The 18,037-nt window shown below is 42.3% G+C and carries 15 protein-coding genes; 5 read left to right on the forward strand and 10 right to left on the reverse strand.

The genetic code is table 11. The features are described 5' to 3' along the window. Positions 1–170 precede the first annotated feature (170 nt). Entirely contained in the window at positions 171–1,826 is a 1,656-nt protein-coding gene (locus M0221_RS04420; protein WP_483284472.1) for a BCCT family transporter, read from the forward strand. A 270-nt stretch (positions 1,827–2,096) separates the two neighbouring features. Here the strand turns inward: M0221_RS04420 and M0221_RS04425 are convergent, their stop codons facing one another. The 8 genes from M0221_RS04425 to dnaQ form a co-directional block, all read right to left on the reverse strand. Further along, positions 2,097–2,441, reverse strand: a complete 345-nt coding sequence (locus tag M0221_RS04425) for a subtilase-type protease inhibitor (protein ID WP_483284473.1) — start codon at positions 2,439–2,441, stop codon at positions 2,097–2,099. 513 nt (positions 2,442–2,954) lie between these two features. Beyond that, the gene (locus M0221_RS04430; protein ID WP_020443129.1) at positions 2,955–3,311 is read right to left on the reverse strand and encodes a DUF3144 domain-containing protein; all 357 of its coding nucleotides are present in this window, start codon (positions 3,309–3,311) and stop codon (positions 2,955–2,957) included. A 96-nt stretch (positions 3,312–3,407) separates the two neighbouring features. Then, positions 3,408–4,574 carry a methionine adenosyltransferase gene (metK, locus tag M0221_RS04435; RefSeq protein ID WP_133105351.1) on the reverse strand — a complete coding sequence of 389 codons (1,167 nt, stop codon included), beginning with the start codon at positions 4,572–4,574 and terminating at the stop codon, positions 3,408–3,410. Positions 4,575–5,038: 464 nt separating this feature from the next. Further along, positions 5,039–5,734, reverse strand: a complete 696-nt coding sequence (gene nth / locus M0221_RS04440) for an endonuclease III (protein WP_483284474.1) — start codon at positions 5,732–5,734, stop codon at positions 5,039–5,041. 52 nt (positions 5,735–5,786) lie between these two features. Then, positions 5,787–6,629, reverse strand: coding sequence for an RnfABCDGE type electron transport complex subunit B (locus tag M0221_RS04445; protein WP_483284475.1), 843 nt, complete (start codon positions 6,627–6,629; stop codon positions 5,787–5,789). Positions 6,630–6,728: 99 nt separating this feature from the next. Further along, a complete protein-coding gene (gene nudC / locus M0221_RS04450; RefSeq protein WP_483284476.1) occupies positions 6,729–7,724 on the reverse strand; it encodes an NAD(+) diphosphatase in 996 nt (331 codons plus the stop codon). Positions 7,725–7,792: 68 nt separating this feature from the next. Further along, positions 7,793–9,475: a hypothetical protein gene (locus M0221_RS04455; RefSeq protein ID WP_483284477.1), complete on the reverse strand. Its 1,683-nt coding sequence runs from the start codon at positions 9,473–9,475 to the stop codon at positions 7,793–7,795. A gap of 150 nt (positions 9,476–9,625) precedes the next feature. After that, entirely contained in the window at positions 9,626–11,224 is a 1,599-nt protein-coding gene (gene dnaQ / locus M0221_RS04460; RefSeq protein ID WP_483284478.1) for a DNA polymerase III subunit epsilon, read from the reverse strand. Between the two features lie 278 nt (positions 11,225–11,502). On the opposite strand from dnaQ, the gene M0221_RS04465 reads away from it, so the two are divergent. Together M0221_RS04465 and M0221_RS04470 are read left to right on the forward strand one after the other, a co-directional pair. Beyond that, positions 11,503–12,060 (forward strand): hypothetical protein, encoded by a 558-nt coding sequence (locus M0221_RS04465; protein WP_483284479.1) that lies wholly within the window; start codon positions 11,503–11,505, stop codon positions 12,058–12,060. Between the two features lie 105 nt (positions 12,061–12,165). Beyond that, positions 12,166–12,471 (forward strand): hypothetical protein, encoded by a 306-nt coding sequence (locus M0221_RS04470; protein ID WP_483284480.1) that lies wholly within the window; start codon positions 12,166–12,168, stop codon positions 12,469–12,471. Between the two features lie 146 nt (positions 12,472–12,617). Here M0221_RS04470 and M0221_RS04475 read toward each other — a convergent pair whose 3' ends face one another. Next, positions 12,618–13,115, reverse strand: coding sequence for a YkvA family protein (locus tag M0221_RS04475; protein WP_483284481.1), 498 nt, complete (start codon positions 13,113–13,115; stop codon positions 12,618–12,620). Between the two features lie 315 nt (positions 13,116–13,430). On the opposite strand from M0221_RS04475, the gene M0221_RS04480 reads away from it, so the two are divergent. Next, complete coding sequence (locus M0221_RS04480) at positions 13,431–14,645, forward strand: LD-carboxypeptidase (protein WP_483284482.1); 1,215 nt, start codon at positions 13,431–13,433, stop codon at positions 14,643–14,645. A 221-nt stretch (positions 14,646–14,866) separates the two neighbouring features. On the opposite strand, the gene M0221_RS04485 is transcribed toward M0221_RS04480, so the two are convergent. After that, on the reverse strand, positions 14,867–15,925 hold the full coding sequence (locus M0221_RS04485; RefSeq protein ID WP_483284483.1) for a GlxA family transcriptional regulator: 1,059 nt from the start codon (positions 15,923–15,925) through the stop codon (positions 14,867–14,869). A 199-nt stretch (positions 15,926–16,124) separates the two neighbouring features. Between M0221_RS04485 and M0221_RS04490 the strand changes: the two genes are divergently transcribed. Beyond that, the gene (locus M0221_RS04490; protein WP_483284484.1) at positions 16,125–17,930 is read left to right on the forward strand and encodes an acyl-CoA dehydrogenase family protein; all 1,806 of its coding nucleotides are present in this window, start codon (positions 16,125–16,127) and stop codon (positions 17,928–17,930) included. Positions 17,931–18,037 lie beyond the last annotated feature (107 nt).

An 18,037-nucleotide genomic window follows, 5' to 3' on the forward strand; every position in this document is an offset into this window, starting at 1 on the left:
TATTTATTAAAAAACGATAAAATACTTGTAATATCAAATCCTAAGATGCATGGTTATCTTAGGATTTTTTTATTTGTTGACCAATAGCAAGGTTATAAAGTGTCTGATTCGATTTGATAGTTGTGTAATATCTTGTTAAGGTGAGCCCCTTCAAAAACTGAGACGACTAAATGGATCATGTAAAAGTTGGCCGCTTAGGCCCTTTTCCACGGGTAAGTAAACCTGTGTTCTTAACTTCAGCGCTATTGATTTTGGCATTTATTATATTTGGTACTTTTTTTAATGAGCAAGCTGAACTGGTATTTGGTCATGCCAAAGCATTCGTGTCTTTGCGCTTTGGCTGGTTCTTCATTGTGGTGGTCAATTTAACGCTGGTGATGAGTATTTACATGATATTCAGTCGCTATGGCGATATCAGACTTGGTCATCAGAACGAAAAACCCGAGTATAATATAGTCTCTTGGATTGGTATGCTGTTTTCAGCTGGCATCGGTATTGGACTGCTCTATTGGGGCACCGCTGAACCCTTGTATCATTTTATGGCGCCGCCATTGGGAGAGCCCGAAACGATAGCCGCCGCCAAGCAAGCGATGAATATCTCGTTCCTGCATTATGGCTTACATGTGTGGGCGCTCTACGGCATGGTTGCTTTGTCATTGGCTTATTTTCACTACCGAGTGGGTTTACCACTGGCCATCCGCTCGACACTTTATCCTATATTGGGTAAAAAAATCTATGGTGGTTGGGGTCATACGGTCGATACGCTGGCGGTATTTGGGACGATGTTTGGGGTAGTGACCACGTTAGGTCTTGGGGTATTGCAGATTAACTCAGGTCTTGAGACGTTATTTGGTATTCCCAATAATATTACAGTGCAAATTATATTGATTGCCTTAATCACTATGCTGGCTGGTCTATCTCTGTTTATGGGGTTAGATAAAGGGATTAAGCGCTTAAGTGATACCAATATATTATTTACTGTGATATTGCTAAGCTTTGTGATTATTTTAGGACCGACTCAGTTTATTATAAATAGCTTTGTAGAGAACATCGGCAACTATTTACATCAGATTGTGCCACTAGGTCTTTGGACAGAGTCTTATAATGGTGAAGAAAACTGGCAAGCTTCATGGACTATTTTCTATTGGGCATGGTGGATAAGTTGGTCGCCTTTTGTTGGGGTGTTCGTGGCTCGTATCTCTCGTGGTCGTACGATTCGTGAATTCATATTGGGAGTGTTGTTGATTCCTATTACCATATTGTTCTTATGGTTTACCGCTTTTGGTGGTTCAGCCGTTAATATGGAGCTAATGGCGGCGGCGGACCCCAATATTATCAGTCCTGGCTTGATCGAGGCCGTCCAAGCAGATACTGGCAGTGCCATCTTTAAGTTGATGGAGTCTTATCCGCTAACATCGGCTGTGAACTTGCTCATCGTGGTGATGATTGTTCTTTGGTTTGTCACGTCATCGGATTCAGCCAGTTTCGTCATTGATATGTTGACCTCAGGTGGCGATGCCAATCCACCGAAAATTCAGCGCTTATTTTGGGCGGGTACCGAAGGTGTCATCGCAGCGGTACTATTGGCAGCAGGTGGCTTGAGTGCACTACAAGCGGCTTCCATTGTGTCAGGTTTTCCTTTTGCGATAGTGATAGTCGTAATGATGTATTCGCTACTACGTGGCTTAAGTCGTGACCGTTTGATACTGTATCGCAATCAGCAATGGTTTGTCACCGAAGAATCTGCTGAGCACAATTCAGCCAATGAATTTCGTGATGAAGACTTGCTGACAGGTCCACCTGATATTGAAAAGCCTGAAGGTTAAAGGTCTTGGACAATATCTAAAAAGTAATATAGCTATAAAATTGAATAAAAAAGCCCCAGCTTTACTATAAGTTGGGGCTTTTTCATTTCTACTGATATATCTATAGTCAATCCACTGTAAATAAAACACAGTGCTACAGGGATAAATTTTGCGTCGCCTCTGTCTTCGCAGGCACAGCAAGCAAGAAAATTATACCAGTAGCGCGTTATAATATTTGTACTTATTTTATTTAGGACTGACTATATTATGATGAAAAGTATTTGATTTAAACTACACACACTGTCCTTTTACATAACCGACTGCAGAGGTAGTACCACATGCTGAACAGGCGTTGCCCGCAGTACGATAACTGACACCTGATTGGTTTTTTACAGTGACACAGACAGGATCATACTGTGCGGTACACATGGTTTTCTCAGGATTAAAGGGTGGGCATTTATTGAAAGGATTGTTAATTGAGCCTTGATTACTGCTAGCACTGTGGTCTTTGTTGTTTTCAGTGCTATGAATAGGCGGCTCAGAATGGGTGCTGATTGGAAGATTATTACAACCAGATAATGTGATGGCTACTGAGAGCCCTAGTATTGACAGCCACGGTTTAGATAAATGATTCATAATGATGTTTCCTTATAAATAGCGCTCGATAACTTCCTGTTATCAACAGTCAACGACAACCATATCAGAAATAGAATGATACAAATGGATAGTAACTTATTTAGGGGAAGTCATCCACTACATCATATGATAAGTACAAAATAAAATCGAGAAAATTATATATGTATATATAGTCAGGGAAAAGTAATATCGATACATCAAGTACTACTGATATTAATTTTTCTTGCTTGCTGTGCCTACGCAGACAGAGGCTGCAAAAAATTTATACCAGCAGCACTGTAGCGTTTTTGAGATATTTTAACTATAGCTATACTACTGCTATGTATTTTGCTCAATGCGTGAGAAAAGCTGCAAAAACTTCATGGCAATAGCATTGTTGGTTTTAATAGCTTTCTATCTTTGAGCAAATAAAAACCCCAAGCTTAATAGTAAGCTTGGGGTTTTTATTTGCTCAAAGATAATTTCTGCCACTAAAGATGCTCAGATAAATATCTTTAACCAAGCATAACCGTTTTAGTTAGCAGGCTTATCATCTTGATTAAGCTGAATATATTTATCAAAGTTCTGCGCATAATCAGTTAAGTTGTCGCTCAGCATTTGGCGATATTGTTTGGTGTAAAATTCGACAATATCATCCTTTTCTTTGGCAAAATCATCACCCTTTACAAAGCCGATTGAGGCGACCGATGCGCTATAACGTGCTGCGGCATAAAGTAATGACGCACCTACTTGACCTGAGTGCGCATCAGGACCTAATTGACTGTTTGCTACACCAATAATGGCATCAGCACGTTGATAAAACGACTGCATTTCAGGGGTGATTTCAAGACTTGCATCAATCTCATTGTTTTGAGCATTCTCTTGAGACATAAACGACTCCTAATAATGGTAGGTAAATTTAAATGTATCACAGCAGTCTAATAACTGGATAATATAATAGGTACAAAAAGGGTTTTAGCAAAAATTTTATAAGCCAGCATCCGCTTTTAAAATCTCAGCTTTGTCAGTTTTTTCCCACGTAAAGGCGGTTTCAGAACCTTGGCGACCAAAATGTCCAAAACTGGCGGTTTGCTGATACATCGGCTGCAATAAATTCAGCATACGGGTGATACCATACGGACGTAAGTCAAAATGCGTACGAATCAAGCTAATGATTTCATCGTTGCTGATTTTGTTAGTACCAAAAGTGTTAATCGAAATAGAAGTCGGTTCAGCAACGCCAATGGCATAGCTTACTTGTACTTCACAGCGATCGGCAATACCAGCAGCGACGATGTTTTTAGCCACGTAACGCACCGCATAAGCCGCACTGCGATCGACTTTTGAGGGATCTTTACCACTAAATGCACCGCCACCGTGACGCGCCATACCGCCATAAGTATCAACAATAATCTTACGACCAGTCAGTCCTGCATCACCAACAGGACCACCGATGACGAATTTGCCAGTCGGGTTGATATGATAACGTGTACCAGCATGTAGTAGCTCTGCTGGGAGTACTTGTTTAATAATTGACTCCATGATCGCTTCTTGTAAATCGGCTTGCGAGATACTTGGATCATGCTGCGTAGATAAGACGACTGCGTCAATAGCAACAGGTTTATTGCCATCATATTTAAGAGTGACTTGTGCTTTGGCATCCGGACGTAACCAAGGTAGTTCGCCTGCGCGTCGCAACTCCGACTGACGCTCCATCAAGCGATGAGCATACTCGATAGGGGCGGGCATCAATACTTCAGTCTCATTACTAGCATAACCAAACATCAAACCTTGGTCACCAGCGCCTTGTTCTTCAGGGTCAGCGCGGTCAACACCTTGGGCAATCTCAGGCGATTGTTTACCAAGCATATTAATAACCGCACATGTCTCGCCATCAAAACCCAAGTCTGAATGATGATAACCAATGCCATTAACCGTATCACGCACGATGCGCTCAACGTCGATATTTGCCGTGGTGGTTATTTCACCTGCCAATACGACAGCGCCAGTTTTGACTAGAGTCTCACATGCCACGCGTGCATGTAAATCTTGCCGCAAGATGGCATCAAGGATAGCGTCTGAGATTTGATCAGCCATTTTGTCAGGATGACCTTCGCTCACAGATTCTGAGGTAAATAAGTTGTATTCGCGCATAATAGGATCGCTTAATTGAATCAATAAAGATAGGAAAAAGCATAACGTCTGGGCGCTGCTTTAATTGGTATTGGCCAAACAATGTATTGCTTGGTGTTTAATTGGTACTACTTAATTCACTTATTCATAAATGCATGTGTTATATAAATTTACATAAGGCATAGATTTCTATAAATCATATGGGGTCAGGCTAAGAGAGCGATAGCTTTACGTTGTAATATATCAAATTATTAACTGACAACGTGCTTGAAGCTGTCGCCAATCATACGTCTATCACCTGATTATCAGCAGGATCAAAAATATGGCGTACTTGCCTAAAAATACGCTTATTCTAACTCGAAACGCAATAAAACTCTAGTGAGCTGCACTCGTTCTATTATAAGTAATGCTCAATAATGACATTATTATAATTTAGCATAAGTATATTGATCGATAGGCTTTGCGATCATTATCATCTGCTCACGTCACAACTCTAAAAATACTGCTTTATCTTTAAACATACATTCGTCATAAACAGGACAAGCGCCGCATTTTGGGGTGCGAGCCTGACAAGTATAGCGACCGTGCAAAATCAGATAATGATGGGCATCAACGATAAAGTCATCGGGGATACGTTCGACCAGTTTGTGCTCAACGATTAAGACGTTTTTTCCAGTGGCAAGTCCCGTACGATTACCCACTCGAAAAATATGGGTATCAACCGCCATCGTCGGCTGTCCAAAGGCGGTATTTAGAACTACATTCGCCGTCTTGCGCCCGACACCCGCTAGAGACTCTAAATCTTTTCGGTTATCAGGGACGGTGCTATCAAATTTCTCAATCAAGTCACGGCAAGTTTTGATGACGTTTTTGGCTTTGGCATTAAATAAGCCGATATTCTTAATATAGGATTTCAAACCTTCTTCGCCTAAAGCGAGTATCGCCTCAGGCGTATTCGCCACCGGATAGAGCTGATTGGTGGCAATATTGACGCTGACATCAGTCGCTTGCGCTGATAATATGACTGCGATAAGCAGCTCAAAGTTACTCTTATAATTCAGCTCAGTCACTGGCTCATCAATCGTCGCCGCCAACTTCTCAAAAAATGGACGCACATCACGGTTGGGCATGCGCCTCGATGGCGGAGTATCAGCTGTTTTATGTTTGACGGTTTTACTCATGGTATTTTTACCATTATTTTGTTCGTTGGTTATTCAAAGTAGATATTGGCTATTAAAGTTGTACAAGCTCAGCTTTTAATTCATTCAATTCTGCTTGTTTGCTTTCATTGGGACGTACGCTAAGCTGCTTTTCTAACTTTTTAATTTTACTGCGCAGCTTTGCCGCTGCAATAGTATTTTTTGCTTGAGCTTCACTGATATTTAACGACTGACTGGCGGCATTATTCAGTTTTGCCTCCACCATGCTTACCACGGGTCTACTATTGCTGCTATCCGCAAGTTGCTTGCTGACACGATTTAAATGGGTATGATAACGCTGTCTCAAATCCTCTTGCTCAAGGGTGCGCTCAGGTGTCGAAAGCGTGCGCTTAACTGTGACCAAATCGATGCAGTCAACAGGGCAGGGCGCTATACATAATTCACAGCCCGTGCATAAATCTGTAAAAATAGTATGCATATGCTTGCCAGTACCAACGATGGCATCAACAGGGCAGGCGGGAATACATTTGGTACAGCCAATGCAATCATCTTCACGAATGACGGCACGCACTTCAACAGGCCGCTGAGAAGTAGAATCTAACGGCCATTTTGAAGGTTCAGCGCTTAGTGTTGGCATATCAGCATCGATAATCTGCGCGATAGTATCCGCCACTGGCTGACCACCCGGTACACACTTATTATGTGGCTCACCATCCATCACGATAGCAACTGCATAAGGTAAGCAACCATCAGCATGGTCGCATAGACCGCACTGTGTTTGCGGTAGGCTGCCATCAATGCGCGCAATTTTTTCCTGAACATCAGCAGGCAATGTTTCTATCTTCAGCGAATCGAATAAGATTGGCAGATTGGTTAAACGGATATGATTGCTGTTTTTATTCATGGTGCTTTGCATTTAATGTAAAACCTTTATATCAGTGCTAGATGCTGATATTAAAATAAATAGGATAATAGTAATATGGATGAAGGTTGAATGAGGCGTTGATATGATAGATTAAAGCAAAATACCTTCCTCATTGGCAATTTGCGCAATCAGCTCATAAGCAATGCTACCCTTAAAGGGTATTTTTGGCAGCTTTGATAGATCGAAAAAATCTGCATGTGATAGCTCATCTTCTTGTATAACGATATCGCCATCTGCATAAGATGCTCGAAAGCCCAACATCAAATTAGACGGAAACGGCCATGGTTGACTGTTCACATAGCGAATATCGGACAAGCTAAGACCCACTTCTTCTGCCACTTCGCGTACCACAGCATGCTCTAGACTTTCACCTACTTCTACAAAGCCTGCAATCAAACCGTATAGTAACGGTTGGGGCGACTGTAATAAATGAGAGGCTGTTTTTTGCTGACCGTAACGATGATGATGAGCCAATAAAATTTGCATTTCACCCGTTTGCGGGTTGGGTCGAGTAATGGCGGTAATGACGCAGGGCTGTACACGCGGATACTGACGCAATCGACAAACGTCACAAACCATAGCACGCTCACCGCATTTGGCAGCTACCGTGCGTGCCGCGCAGCGACTACAAAACTGTGTATCTGCTTGCCAACGAAGTAGTTGTATGGCTTGGCTAAGCTGAGCAGCGAATGCTATGGGCAGGTGCGTGATAAGCTGTCGATAAGCTATAAAAGTGTTAATACTGTTCTCTACATTGCTAATAACGCTACTAGCCAAGTCACTACTTGTTAATTCATCACTGTCTAAAATACTGGGTAAGGCGATATTATGTGCTATTGCATAATCATAAGTGATAGCGCGGCTTGCTTGTACAGTGACAGCATTAGCGTTATCAGTATCATCTACATCACTCGGCAGCCAGCTATTGGGCGCTAAGCTATCAAACAATGTAACCTGTCCTAATTGATAAGCTTGCTCACTACTGACATCAGAGTGTGCTAGCTCAACCTGTAAAGGCCACCAGCCATTAGGCGTTTGACGACATAAGATCGTTTCATCAGATAGGACAAAGGCGCAGATCATCATATAGGTTTCCAAACGGTCAAAGACAAGCTCATATCAGCTTGTCTTTGTATAAAAATTTACATAAATGATTAAGCGGCAAGCAATTGGCTTAAGCTATGCTGCCCAACATCCAATGCTTGTTTGCTGACAGGGCGATTGTTCTCGAAACCGTCTAGATGATGGTCAACTGCCATGATAACATCAGCAATATAAGATAAGGTGCCATCATCGATACGATTACCACTATTGATACGTTGCTGTAAATAATTTGCCAATTGACTGAGCATACTGGCAGGCGTTGGTAATTGCAAGAAGCGTACCGCACCGCTTACTTGACGCAGCATTTCAGGGGTATTTTGAATATTAAGAATATCGCGCTCAGGCTCCGCAAGGTAGTCATTGATTGCTTGTTCAGCACTGGCAATTGCCGTACGACTCTCTTCTATCAAGGTATCATAAGCGGTATTCAGCTGATGTAGTGAGATATGAGGATTGTTCAAAGGCAGATAAATTGCACCTGGAGTATGCATCTCAGCCATGGCGATGGTCGCGTTTTCTGCATGCATGAGTGCCAATAATAAATGATCAAAATCTTCTGGAGTAGGCGAGCGCCATGTGCTGACGGCTTCTGACGCTTTAATAAGGCTATTGGCGGCATCAGATAGACCAAGAAGATGCAACGCAGAGCTTAAAGTAGTGAGTTCTTCAATAATTTGCGAGGTCTGCATATCGACTGGATTGATTGAGTCGCCACGGGCATAGCTGTCGACATTTTCTTTAATCGTATTGATTTGAGTCTGGATAATGATATTCAAAGTATCCGTCAGCTCACGGTTTGGACCAAACAAGAAGCGCTCCATCTGCTGGCGCTGTGGATCTTCTAAACGGTTGGCGGCGTATTGATCGCGCAGTATTTTTGCCGCTTCAGTATCACGTTGTCCGGCAAAACTGACCAAATCAGCAAAACGCGTATCCATGACAGGCAAATAGCTTTGGAATTGCTGCTCAACATAAATAAGCGTGTGCTTTTGACTGACATTAAGCGGCAGGATGGCTGCGATATCAGTGACCGCAGCGGACGCTGCTTGCCAAAATAGACTGCTGGTATTTTTCGCTATCAACGCACAGGCAGCTGACATAGCATCCAATTTTTGCTGATCAGCTTGATTGATGTTGCCATCCCGATTGATCAAAGTAACGCCAAGCCCACTACGATAAGCATAGGTCAGTAGTTCTTGATCAAGGTTGAGCTCATTTAGCGGCTGAAAATTCTTTTCAGGATTGGCGATAATGACGCTACTATTACCAAAAGCAGAAAAATAATCAGCAGCAATAGGCGCTATTTGGCTATGAGCATTCAGCTTATTAATAATAGGTAGTAATAAAGTAGGCTCTACCGACTCAGTCAGCAGCACAAATTCAATATAACGATCAAGCGTCATGATCGCTTCGGACAGATCCATGATTAAGTCAATATCACTATTGTCGCCACTGTCATAAAGCTCCTGTAAACCGTGTACAATCGCATTATTGAGTGCCTCTGCACCCACCAAAGATATCAGCTCAAAAATACAAGAAAGCTGTTTTAATACAATAATAGAGTCTAATAATAAGGGCGCTTGGCTATTGTCGTCATTAAATTCGCCCAAATGAATCTCAGTATCTTTAAGTATGACCTTGACCTCATCGTGCAATAAGTGCAGCGATGGCAAATTAAAGTCAGTAACACTAAGCGTTGGCGCGGTCAATTTTATTTGCGTAGAGTGGTTCATAATTATTTTTTCCATAAGATACTGACGAAAATAGCAAATAGTTAGAGAGTAAATTAAAAAATAGCGCTAGATAAGGTTTTACTTTTTATCGTTATAATAATCAAGACTATATTCTCTAATCGCCAATATAAGAAGCGATTTTAATGTCTGTTACATTTTGGCTTTCAGCTCAGGATAATCTTCTGCGAGCGACGCATACCAGCTTTGATTGGCGCCCTCATCAGTACTTGACTCAAGCAATAAAGCCGCTAAGTTGGCAAAGCTAGCATGGGCTGTGTGTCCGCCATCCGCTTGCGCGTCATCCTCAATGCCTAGCGTTACTTGTCCGCCAGTCATCGCCAGATATACTTCTGCTAAAATCTCTGAATCTAGTAATGCCCCGTGAAAGGTACGGTCTTGCTTGCCCACGTCTAAACGACGTACGAGAGCATCAAGAGTATTTTTCTGTCCAGGATACTGCTGCTTTGCCATGACCAGTGAGTCGGTCACTTTTACTCGCTCAGCAAAGTCATGCATGCCAACTTTGGCAAACTCCATATTTAAGAAGTTCATATCAAACGAGGCATTATGAGCGATGACTTCTGCACCATCCATAAAGTCATAGAGCGACTGCGCGACTTGGTCAAAGGTTGGTTTGTCCGTTAAAAATGCTTCAGAAATACCGTGAATTCGAATAACTTCTTCATCCATACCGCGCTGTGGGTTGATATAGACGTGGAGCTTTTCGCCGGTGAACTTACGTCCGATCATCTCTACAATACCGACTTCGATAATGCGATCGCCTTTTAACGGATCAAGACCGGTGGTCTCAGTATCCATAATGAGCTGACGATCAGATTCATGACGATGGATTGGCTTGGGTAGCAGCGGTATAAAATACGGATTGGCACGGCTGGTATCACCATCGAATTTTGGCGTATCTGCTTCAACATTAGCAACTATGTTGGACGTATGGTTATTGATGCTTGTGTCCATCAAAGGCGTCTGGGCGTCTGGCATTTCTATAGCACTCATTGAATTGGTGGCATTGTACGGACTAATGTTTTCTTCAGCGAAAGCATGAGTATTTATTACATTGTCATTATAACTTTGATTCTCTAGTAGTTCGGCATCAAGCTCATCATCCATCATATCAAAACCTAATGGATCAAAATTTAGCCAATCATCGCTGCTTGATGGCTTTTTATCAGCTGTTATTTGCTCTTTTTTTTTAATGTTATCTTGAGTCTCTATTATCGAATATTCACTACGTGAGGTCACACCTAGGTTCGCAAGCTCATCCGCTTTTTCATTGCCAGCATGTCCAGCATGACCTTTTACCCAATGCCAATCAACATCGCGTTTCTGACAGAGCTCATCGAGTCGCTGCCATAGGTCTTGATTGGCGACGGGTTTTTTACTGGCCGTTTTCCAGCCTCTTTTTTTCCAACCTTCAATCCACTCAGTGATGCCTTTTTTGACATAACTTGAGTCTGTCCAAATCTCGAGTTTCTGCTCATGCGGGCTATGGGTCAATGCTTGTATCGCACCCATCAATTCCATACGATTATTGGTTGTTTCTTTATCACCGCCATAAAAATCCTGCGTCCGTCCGTCGCTAAATATCAGATGAGCGCCCCAGCCACCAGCACCAGGATTGCCTTTACATGCGCCATCTGTGTAAGCAACCGTAGTATCTGTTTTGGCAGCCAATGGGTTTATGGCATTACTGGTGTTAAATGGCTGCGCTGCGCTGCGATTTTCTGACATAAAAATTTACTGACCTAATAGAGAATAAATACAGGATATAGCGAAGCGATTTCACTGATATATTGGAGGCTAATTCTAGCTACCTATGTTGGAATTGAGTATAACAAATCCAGCGTTAATAGGGGCAATTGCCATGCACAAAAAACCAAAAACAGATATCCTAATAGTAAGCTTATCGTTTTCTGTTAAAATAGAGCGGTTGTAAGGATATGTCTAGCCAGACATTAACTATCATTTGCTTAACTAAAGCTTTCAATGCTCGAATGCAGGATTACCCTATGATGTCATTAGCCTCAAAACCTTCTTCTAAAAACCTTAGCCATTTGATGATTGCGATGGCTGCGAGCAGTATGCTGCTTTTGAGCGCTTGTAATAATAGTAATACCCAAGCGGATACCAAAAAGGTTGAGAAGATAGCAGATTTATCTATCTTTGAGGGCTGTTATACCGTCAGTCATGATGAGCCGGCGCAAATAAAAGTCAGCCAACAGGGCGGCGCATGGGTCATGCAGATGAAAGAGCCTGCAAGTGCCAAACGTGTTTGGGATGATGCTGAGCCGTTAGAGGTGATTGAAAATAGCGATATACCACAGTTTTTTTCTATTGATCCTGATAATGTCGATGCGGTGATTGGTCGTCCGGATAGAGTGTTGGTATTAGCTCATGTTAAGCCTGTTTATGCCAATATCGATCCGCTACTTGATAGTGAGTACTTGTCTTATATCTATAAAGGGGCAAACACTATTTACCGAGTTGAATGTGATGACGTTAATACTGATATTTTGGCCAATCCTCATGCCAATATTGTCATTGATAATGTTAAAGAGACTATTTAGTTAGGTATTATCAGTCAATATTACATATCTGTTATTTATGATAAAAAGTGCTTTTTTATCAATACAATTTTGTTATAAACCGTCGTATCATTAGAGTTAGGCAATATGAATTTTTTTAGTTATGTGGTGTTGGGTGGGTTTTCGTATGCGGCTGGTTGGGCGATACGAACCTATGTATTAAACAAAAAACCTGAACCTGAGCAGCCTTACAATCTTAAGCATCCAGCTATCTTGGCGTATTTGGGCATGTTCTTTATTGTTATGCTGATTGTCTCATGGCTCATCGGTCGCTACGTGCTTGGACATACCGCTATTGATTTCCCGTTCATCATTATAAACAGCCTCGTTGCGACCTTTGTATATTCATTCGGTCTTAATCCAGAAAAAGCCCGTTATGATGTGCCGGACTAATGGTTTGTTAGACAGCTAAAATCCATAAAGATATTATTAATCTCATACGAAGACCCGGTCAATGTATACCTCATTGACCGGGTCTTTATAACAATTACTATATTAAGTTATGCTAGGTATATCACTTAATATAGATGACTAAATAGCTATGACGACTTTTTAGTATCTACCTTATCGTCTTCCGCCTTAGACTCTTCGTCTTTATCTGCTTTTTCCGTACTTTTATCTTTGAGCTTTTTATTAGTAGGCTTTGAGTCTTTATCTTTAGATGCGCTTTGTTCATCCTTCCAAGTTTTGTATTTCAACAAATCCTTTTCCATGAGCTTGAGACAAAATTTCAGTACCAACGCATCATCGATTTGACCGATAAAGGGGATAAAGTCCGGAATAAGATCAATAGGGTTTATAACATAGAGCAGACCAACCACTGCCGCTGAAATAGTTTTATAAGGAATATTACGATAGTTACCTTGATAGTAGTCTTTTACCAAGCTCATGAGCAATAGTAAATCCTTGGTATAACGCTCAAGACCGCGACCGTTTTCAAGTTGGTCTTTTATTTTGTCTTCTTTACCCAAGATGAGTCTAATACTATCCATTAGGCTTTTATTGTCTTTCTCTTTCTCTTTCTCTTTGTCAGCCATGCTTATGATCCTTTTGTATTAGTAAATATTTATGGTTTATTGCGATTAATCGTTCTTTACTATAACAAGAGTAGCGATTTCATCCAAATAAGACGATGGGTGATTCTGTATTGTTTTGTTGACTAGTATAACAATGGGTTGAGCTACCCTAGACAATCTTAAACCAAATTGCCGTCTCAACTTCCGTTATAATGCAATGTTTCAAAGATAAAGGCTTAGCGCATGTTAAATGAAATCGCGTGCATTTAAAGCATCAATGCTAAATAAGTATCCTTGTTAAACAAGCATTAACTGAATAGTACAAAAGGTAAAATAATGACCAAGATATCTTCTGGACTTAATCGTCGCCAATTTTTATGTCAAGTCGGAATCAGCGTAGGGGCAGGGCTGTTAGCGACCCAAAGCATTACTCAAGCGCTGGCTTCTAATACGACTGAGCAAGATAACAGCACGCAACTGACCAAAGATGATCTGCCATCAGGACAAGCACAACAAGCAGCGCCCGAAACATTGCAGGCGCAAACGAGTTGTATCACGCCAAATATTGAGACGCGGCTTTTTGCCAGCTCCAACGTCGGTGGTAGTGACGAGCGTAATGAATTGGCGTTAGATCGCATGGCTTGTGCGGGCTTTAAAGTCGACAATCCTACGATTACCAAACGGCAGTATTTGCGCTTTGCAGGTACGGATTCGCAGCGCGCTAGCGATTTGCAAAACATCGCTACGGGTGCAATTAAAGCACCTAAACTGCTACTTGGTGTACGTGGTGGCTATGGTGCCGTGCGTTTATTGCCGATGGTGGATTGGTCGACGCTTGGTCGTATTATGAAGGAGCGTGGCACGATACTGGCGGGCTTTAGCGATGTGACCGCGATTCAGTGTGCGCTACTGGCAAAAGGAGGCATGAGCTCGCTTGCGGCACCGATGCTTTATAGTGAGTTTGGCAAAACCAAACCCGACCAAGTCAGCTGTCGACAATTTGCGGAAGCATTAACCAATCCAAATCTGGCTATCAATATACCAGACGCCTCTTTAACCAGTCCGAATTTACCGAGTATCTTGGCAAGCTCTGAGCCAAAAACGATAACGGGCACTATGTGGGGTGGCAATCTAAGCGTGGTGTCAGCGCTGGCAGGCAGTGAGTATTTGCCACGAATTGCTGGCGGTATCGTATTTTTAGAAGATGTCGGTGAGCAAGCCTATCGTATTGAGCGCATGCTGTATGATTTGTATTTAGCAGGCGTATTTAAAGATCAGCAAGCCATCGTGTTTGGCGCGCTATCGGGTAGCGGTGAGGATAGCTATGACAAGCGTTATGATGTCGCCACCGTGATTCGTCAATTGCATAAGCTGACAGGATTGCCGATTTATAGCGGCATGCGCTTTGGTCATATTGGTCAGAAACACAGTTTTCCACTGGGGACGAGGTGTCAAATTAGCGCCAATACAGTCAGTGGCTATCAGTTGGTATTTAGCGATTATCCCACTATTAAGTCCGATGCCATTCATGTCGAAGGCTTATGGCAATAAAATTTAGCTCTATAGTCGAATCTAAATAAATCAGATACGTAACTATCAAATCGCTCAATGAAAAGTTGTTTTTCTTGCGTGCTGTGCCTACGCCGACAGATGCTGCGAAAAACAACTTTTCGTCTCGCTGTATCGTTTTTATATCGAATTAATTATATAAAATTGTTGCTGTGATAAATTTGTTGCAGCAACGTATTACTTCTAAAAAATCTACTATAAAGTTAAATCGCCAAGCGTGAAAATTTATCCTGATATTCTTTCGGGGTCAGTTCAGTAGCGCGTTTAAAAAGCCTAGTAAATGAGGAAATATCATCGTAGCCAACCTGCTCCGCTAACGATTTTATCGTCACATCGCCCAATTCTAGTAAGCGCTTGGCCTGCTCAATTCTCACCGCTTGAATATACTCAATCGGACGCATCGCAACGCAGGATTGAAAGCGCCTGTTTAACGTGCGTGGGGTGATATTTACCATGGCTGCCACGCCGCTAACTTGAATAGATTGCTTGAAGTTTTCCTCGATAAACTCTTGTACTTGCTTAACCAGCTGATCTGAATGTGGTTTATGCAACGTCACATTGGTATAGCTGTTTTGATTGCCTCTTTTACTATCAATAATTTGGGTTTTTGCCACTTGGGTAGAAATCTCACGCCCACAATAACGCTCTATCAATAGCAATCCCAAGTCATAAAAGGCGCTACCACCTGCCGCACAGAATATATTGCCTGATTGGTGTGCTGAATCACTTTTTGGCTGGCTTTTTGGATGGTTCTTTGATGGGTTCTTTGATTGAGTGACAAATTGATTCTCTTGCAAATCAACCAGTGGAAAATCTGCCTTAAACTTACTGGCATAGCCCCAATGAGTAGTCGCTACTTTGCCATCGAGCAAGCCTGCTTTTGCCAAAAAGAAAGCCCCGCTACAATTACTAGCGATATCCGCTTTGGTATTCGCCAGTCGCTTGATGTGCGGAATTAAATCGCTATTTTGGCTCAATACTTTATCGATTGAATCGCCAATGGTTGGGATTAATAGTAAGTCGCACTCTGTGACTTCCTGAATATCGCAATGCGCTCGCATAATCAAACGGTTGCTGCATCTGATATCCGCGCCACCTAAGCTTGCAATCTGCACGTCAAACCTTGGTTCTACTGCCTCATCCAAAAACCGTTGCCAGCTGACGCCAGTAAACGAAAATAAATCTAACGCCCCAGCGAGCACACTGCCGAGCACGCCATCGAAGCCAACAATAATCACTTTAAACGGTTTGAAGTAGGGCAAAATTTGGCTTCCTTTAAGTGTATGCAAATTTATGGCTGATATTCACCAGCTGCACGATACGTAATTTGAAACTCACTCACTATAGGTTAGAGAGGATGTCTTATTTGACCATAATTATGTCATAAATGACAATACGGCAAGGCGTTAAATTAGATTAATATCAATGAATCACCAAATTTAATGAGTTAACGAGAATACTATGGCAGCAGATACGCTTATCAATGACTTTGAGTTACCGTTCCAACTATATGATGTATTAGGCACTGAGCATTTAACCGAGCATCCGAAGTTTTCAGAACACAGCCGCGAAACCTTTGATGCGGTACTCGACACCGCCAATAAAATCGCGACCAATTTATTCTTACCGCACAACCATATTGCGGATAAGAACGAACCACAGTTTGATGGCAAGAAAGTCAGCATGATAAGTGACGTAAAAGTCGCCTTTGATGCGTTTCGTGAATCGGGCTTCATCGCTGGTCGTTATAGCTTTGATGATGGTGGCATGCAATTACCCGAAACGGTTATGACCGCAGTGGCAGGCTATTTTATGGCGGCCAACCCATCAACGACGGCTTATCCATTTTTGACCACGGCGGCGATTAATGTTATCTCACATTTCGCCAGTAATGAGATTAAAAATGCCTTTATGCCGCGTATGCTAACGGGTGAATTTACCGGCACGATGGCATTAACTGAGCCACATGCTGGCTCATCGCTTGCCGATATCAAAACTACCGCCGTTAAACAAGACGACGGCAGCTATCGCGTAAAAGGCAGCAAGATTTATATCTCAGCAGGCGATCACGAATTGTCTGACAATATTGTGCATTTGGTATTAGCCAAAGTGCCGGGCGGTCCTGGTGGCGTCAAAGGTATTTCTTTATTTGCCGTGCCGAAGTATCGTCTGAATGAGGATGCATCAGTAGGCGAGCGTAATGACGTGCATTTAACGGGTCTCATTCATAAGCTGGGTTATAGAGGCGCGACTTCTACCGCATTAAGCTTTGGCGATGCAGGCGAGTGCTATGGCTATCTTATCGGCGAAGAGCATTTCGGCTTGCGTTATATGTTTAAGATGATGAATGAAGCGCGCATCGCGGTTGGCTTTGGTGCCGCGATGATTGGCTATCGTGGTTATCAATACTCGCTCGATTATGCCAAAGACAGAACGCAGGGCAGAATCGCACCGAATAATAAACCTGAAGATGCAGCAACGGCGATTATCCAGCATGGCGATGTTAAGCGTATGCTGTTGGCGCAAAAAGCCTATAGCGAGGGTGGCATATCACTGTGTTTATATGGCTCAAATCTGATTGACCGTATCAATACCTGTGAAGATGCAACACTAAAAGCTGAGCTATCAGAACTGCTAGATTTGCTCACGCCAGTGTTAAAAGCATGGCCCTCTGAATATGGTCCCAAAGCCAATGATTTAGGCATTCAAGTATTGGGTGGTGCAGGCTATACGCGCGAGTATCAAGCCGAGCAGTTTTGGCGTGACAATCGTCTCAATCCCATTCATGAAGGCACAAATGGTGTGCAAGCGTTAGATTTGTCATTCCGTAAGTTATGGCAAAACAAGGGTCTTGGTATTCAAATTTTCAAACGTGAAATTACCCAAGACTTAGAGAGCATCACCACACCAGAAACCGCCAAACTTGCCGGTAAATTGATGCCTTATATGGGTCATTTGCATGAAGTATTGGTGCATCTAAGCAAAATCCTGCAAACGGAAAAAGCACTTACATTAACGGGTAACGCACAAGCACTAATGAATATTTTTGCCTCTATCGTGGTCAGCTGGATTTGGATTCGCCAAGCCAGTAAAGCGGAACAGTTGCTAAGCGAGACAACAGATATTGAGAAACAAAACTTCTATCATGGCAAATTACAAGCGGCAAAATACTTTATCGATTGGGAATTGCCGTTAATCAATCGCGATATCGAATTGCTAAATAACGACAATGCGGTATGTACCGATATGCAAGCAGAATGGTTCTAAGGGATTTTTTGACTGGTTTTCAACATAAGAACATGCCTGAATAATACGACCAATGTGATGCTGGTATGAATTTTTCGAAGCCTCTGGAGTGCAAAGCGCACAGCCAG

This window comes from Psychrobacter sp. ANT206 (assembly GCF_056880555.1).

Excerpts from the sequence above, each read along its gene's own strand:
- M0221_RS04470 (WP_483284480.1), top strand. The coding sequence starts at position 12,166 with ATGAATTTTTTTAGTTATGTGGTGTTGGGTGGGTTTTCGTATGCGGCT.
- nth (WP_483284474.1), bottom strand. The coding sequence starts at position 5,734 with ATGAGTAAAACCGTCAAACATAAAACAGCTGATACTCCGCCATCGAGG.
- M0221_RS04430 (WP_020443129.1), bottom strand. The coding sequence starts at position 3,311 with ATGTCTCAAGAGAATGCTCAAAACAATGAGATTGATGCAAGTCTTGAA.
- metK (WP_133105351.1), bottom strand. The coding sequence starts at position 4,574 with ATGCGCGAATACAACTTATTTACCTCAGAATCTGTGAGCGAAGGTCAT.
- dnaQ (WP_483284478.1), bottom strand. The coding sequence starts at position 11,224 with ATGTCAGAAAATCGCAGCGCAGCGCAGCCATTTAACACCAGTAATGCC.
- M0221_RS04420 (WP_483284472.1), top strand. The coding sequence starts at position 171 with ATGGATCATGTAAAAGTTGGCCGCTTAGGCCCTTTTCCACGGGTAAGT.
- M0221_RS04455 (WP_483284477.1), bottom strand. The coding sequence starts at position 9,475 with ATGAACCACTCTACGCAAATAAAATTGACCGCGCCAACGCTTAGTGTT.
- M0221_RS04490 (WP_483284484.1), top strand. The coding sequence starts at position 16,125 with ATGGCAGCAGATACGCTTATCAATGACTTTGAGTTACCGTTCCAACTA.
- nudC (WP_483284476.1), bottom strand. The coding sequence starts at position 7,724 with ATGATGATCTGCGCCTTTGTCCTATCTGATGAAACGATCTTATGTCGT.
- M0221_RS04425 (WP_483284473.1), bottom strand. The coding sequence starts at position 2,441 with ATGAATCATTTATCTAAACCGTGGCTGTCAATACTAGGGCTCTCAGTA.
- M0221_RS04445 (WP_483284475.1), bottom strand. The coding sequence starts at position 6,629 with ATGCAAAGCACCATGAATAAAAACAGCAATCATATCCGTTTAACCAAT.
- M0221_RS04465 (WP_483284479.1), top strand. The coding sequence starts at position 11,503 with ATGATGTCATTAGCCTCAAAACCTTCTTCTAAAAACCTTAGCCATTTG.
- M0221_RS04480 (WP_483284482.1), top strand. The coding sequence starts at position 13,431 with ATGACCAAGATATCTTCTGGACTTAATCGTCGCCAATTTTTATGTCAA.
- M0221_RS04475 (WP_483284481.1), bottom strand. The coding sequence starts at position 13,115 with ATGGCTGACAAAGAGAAAGAGAAAGAGAAAGACAATAAAAGCCTAATG.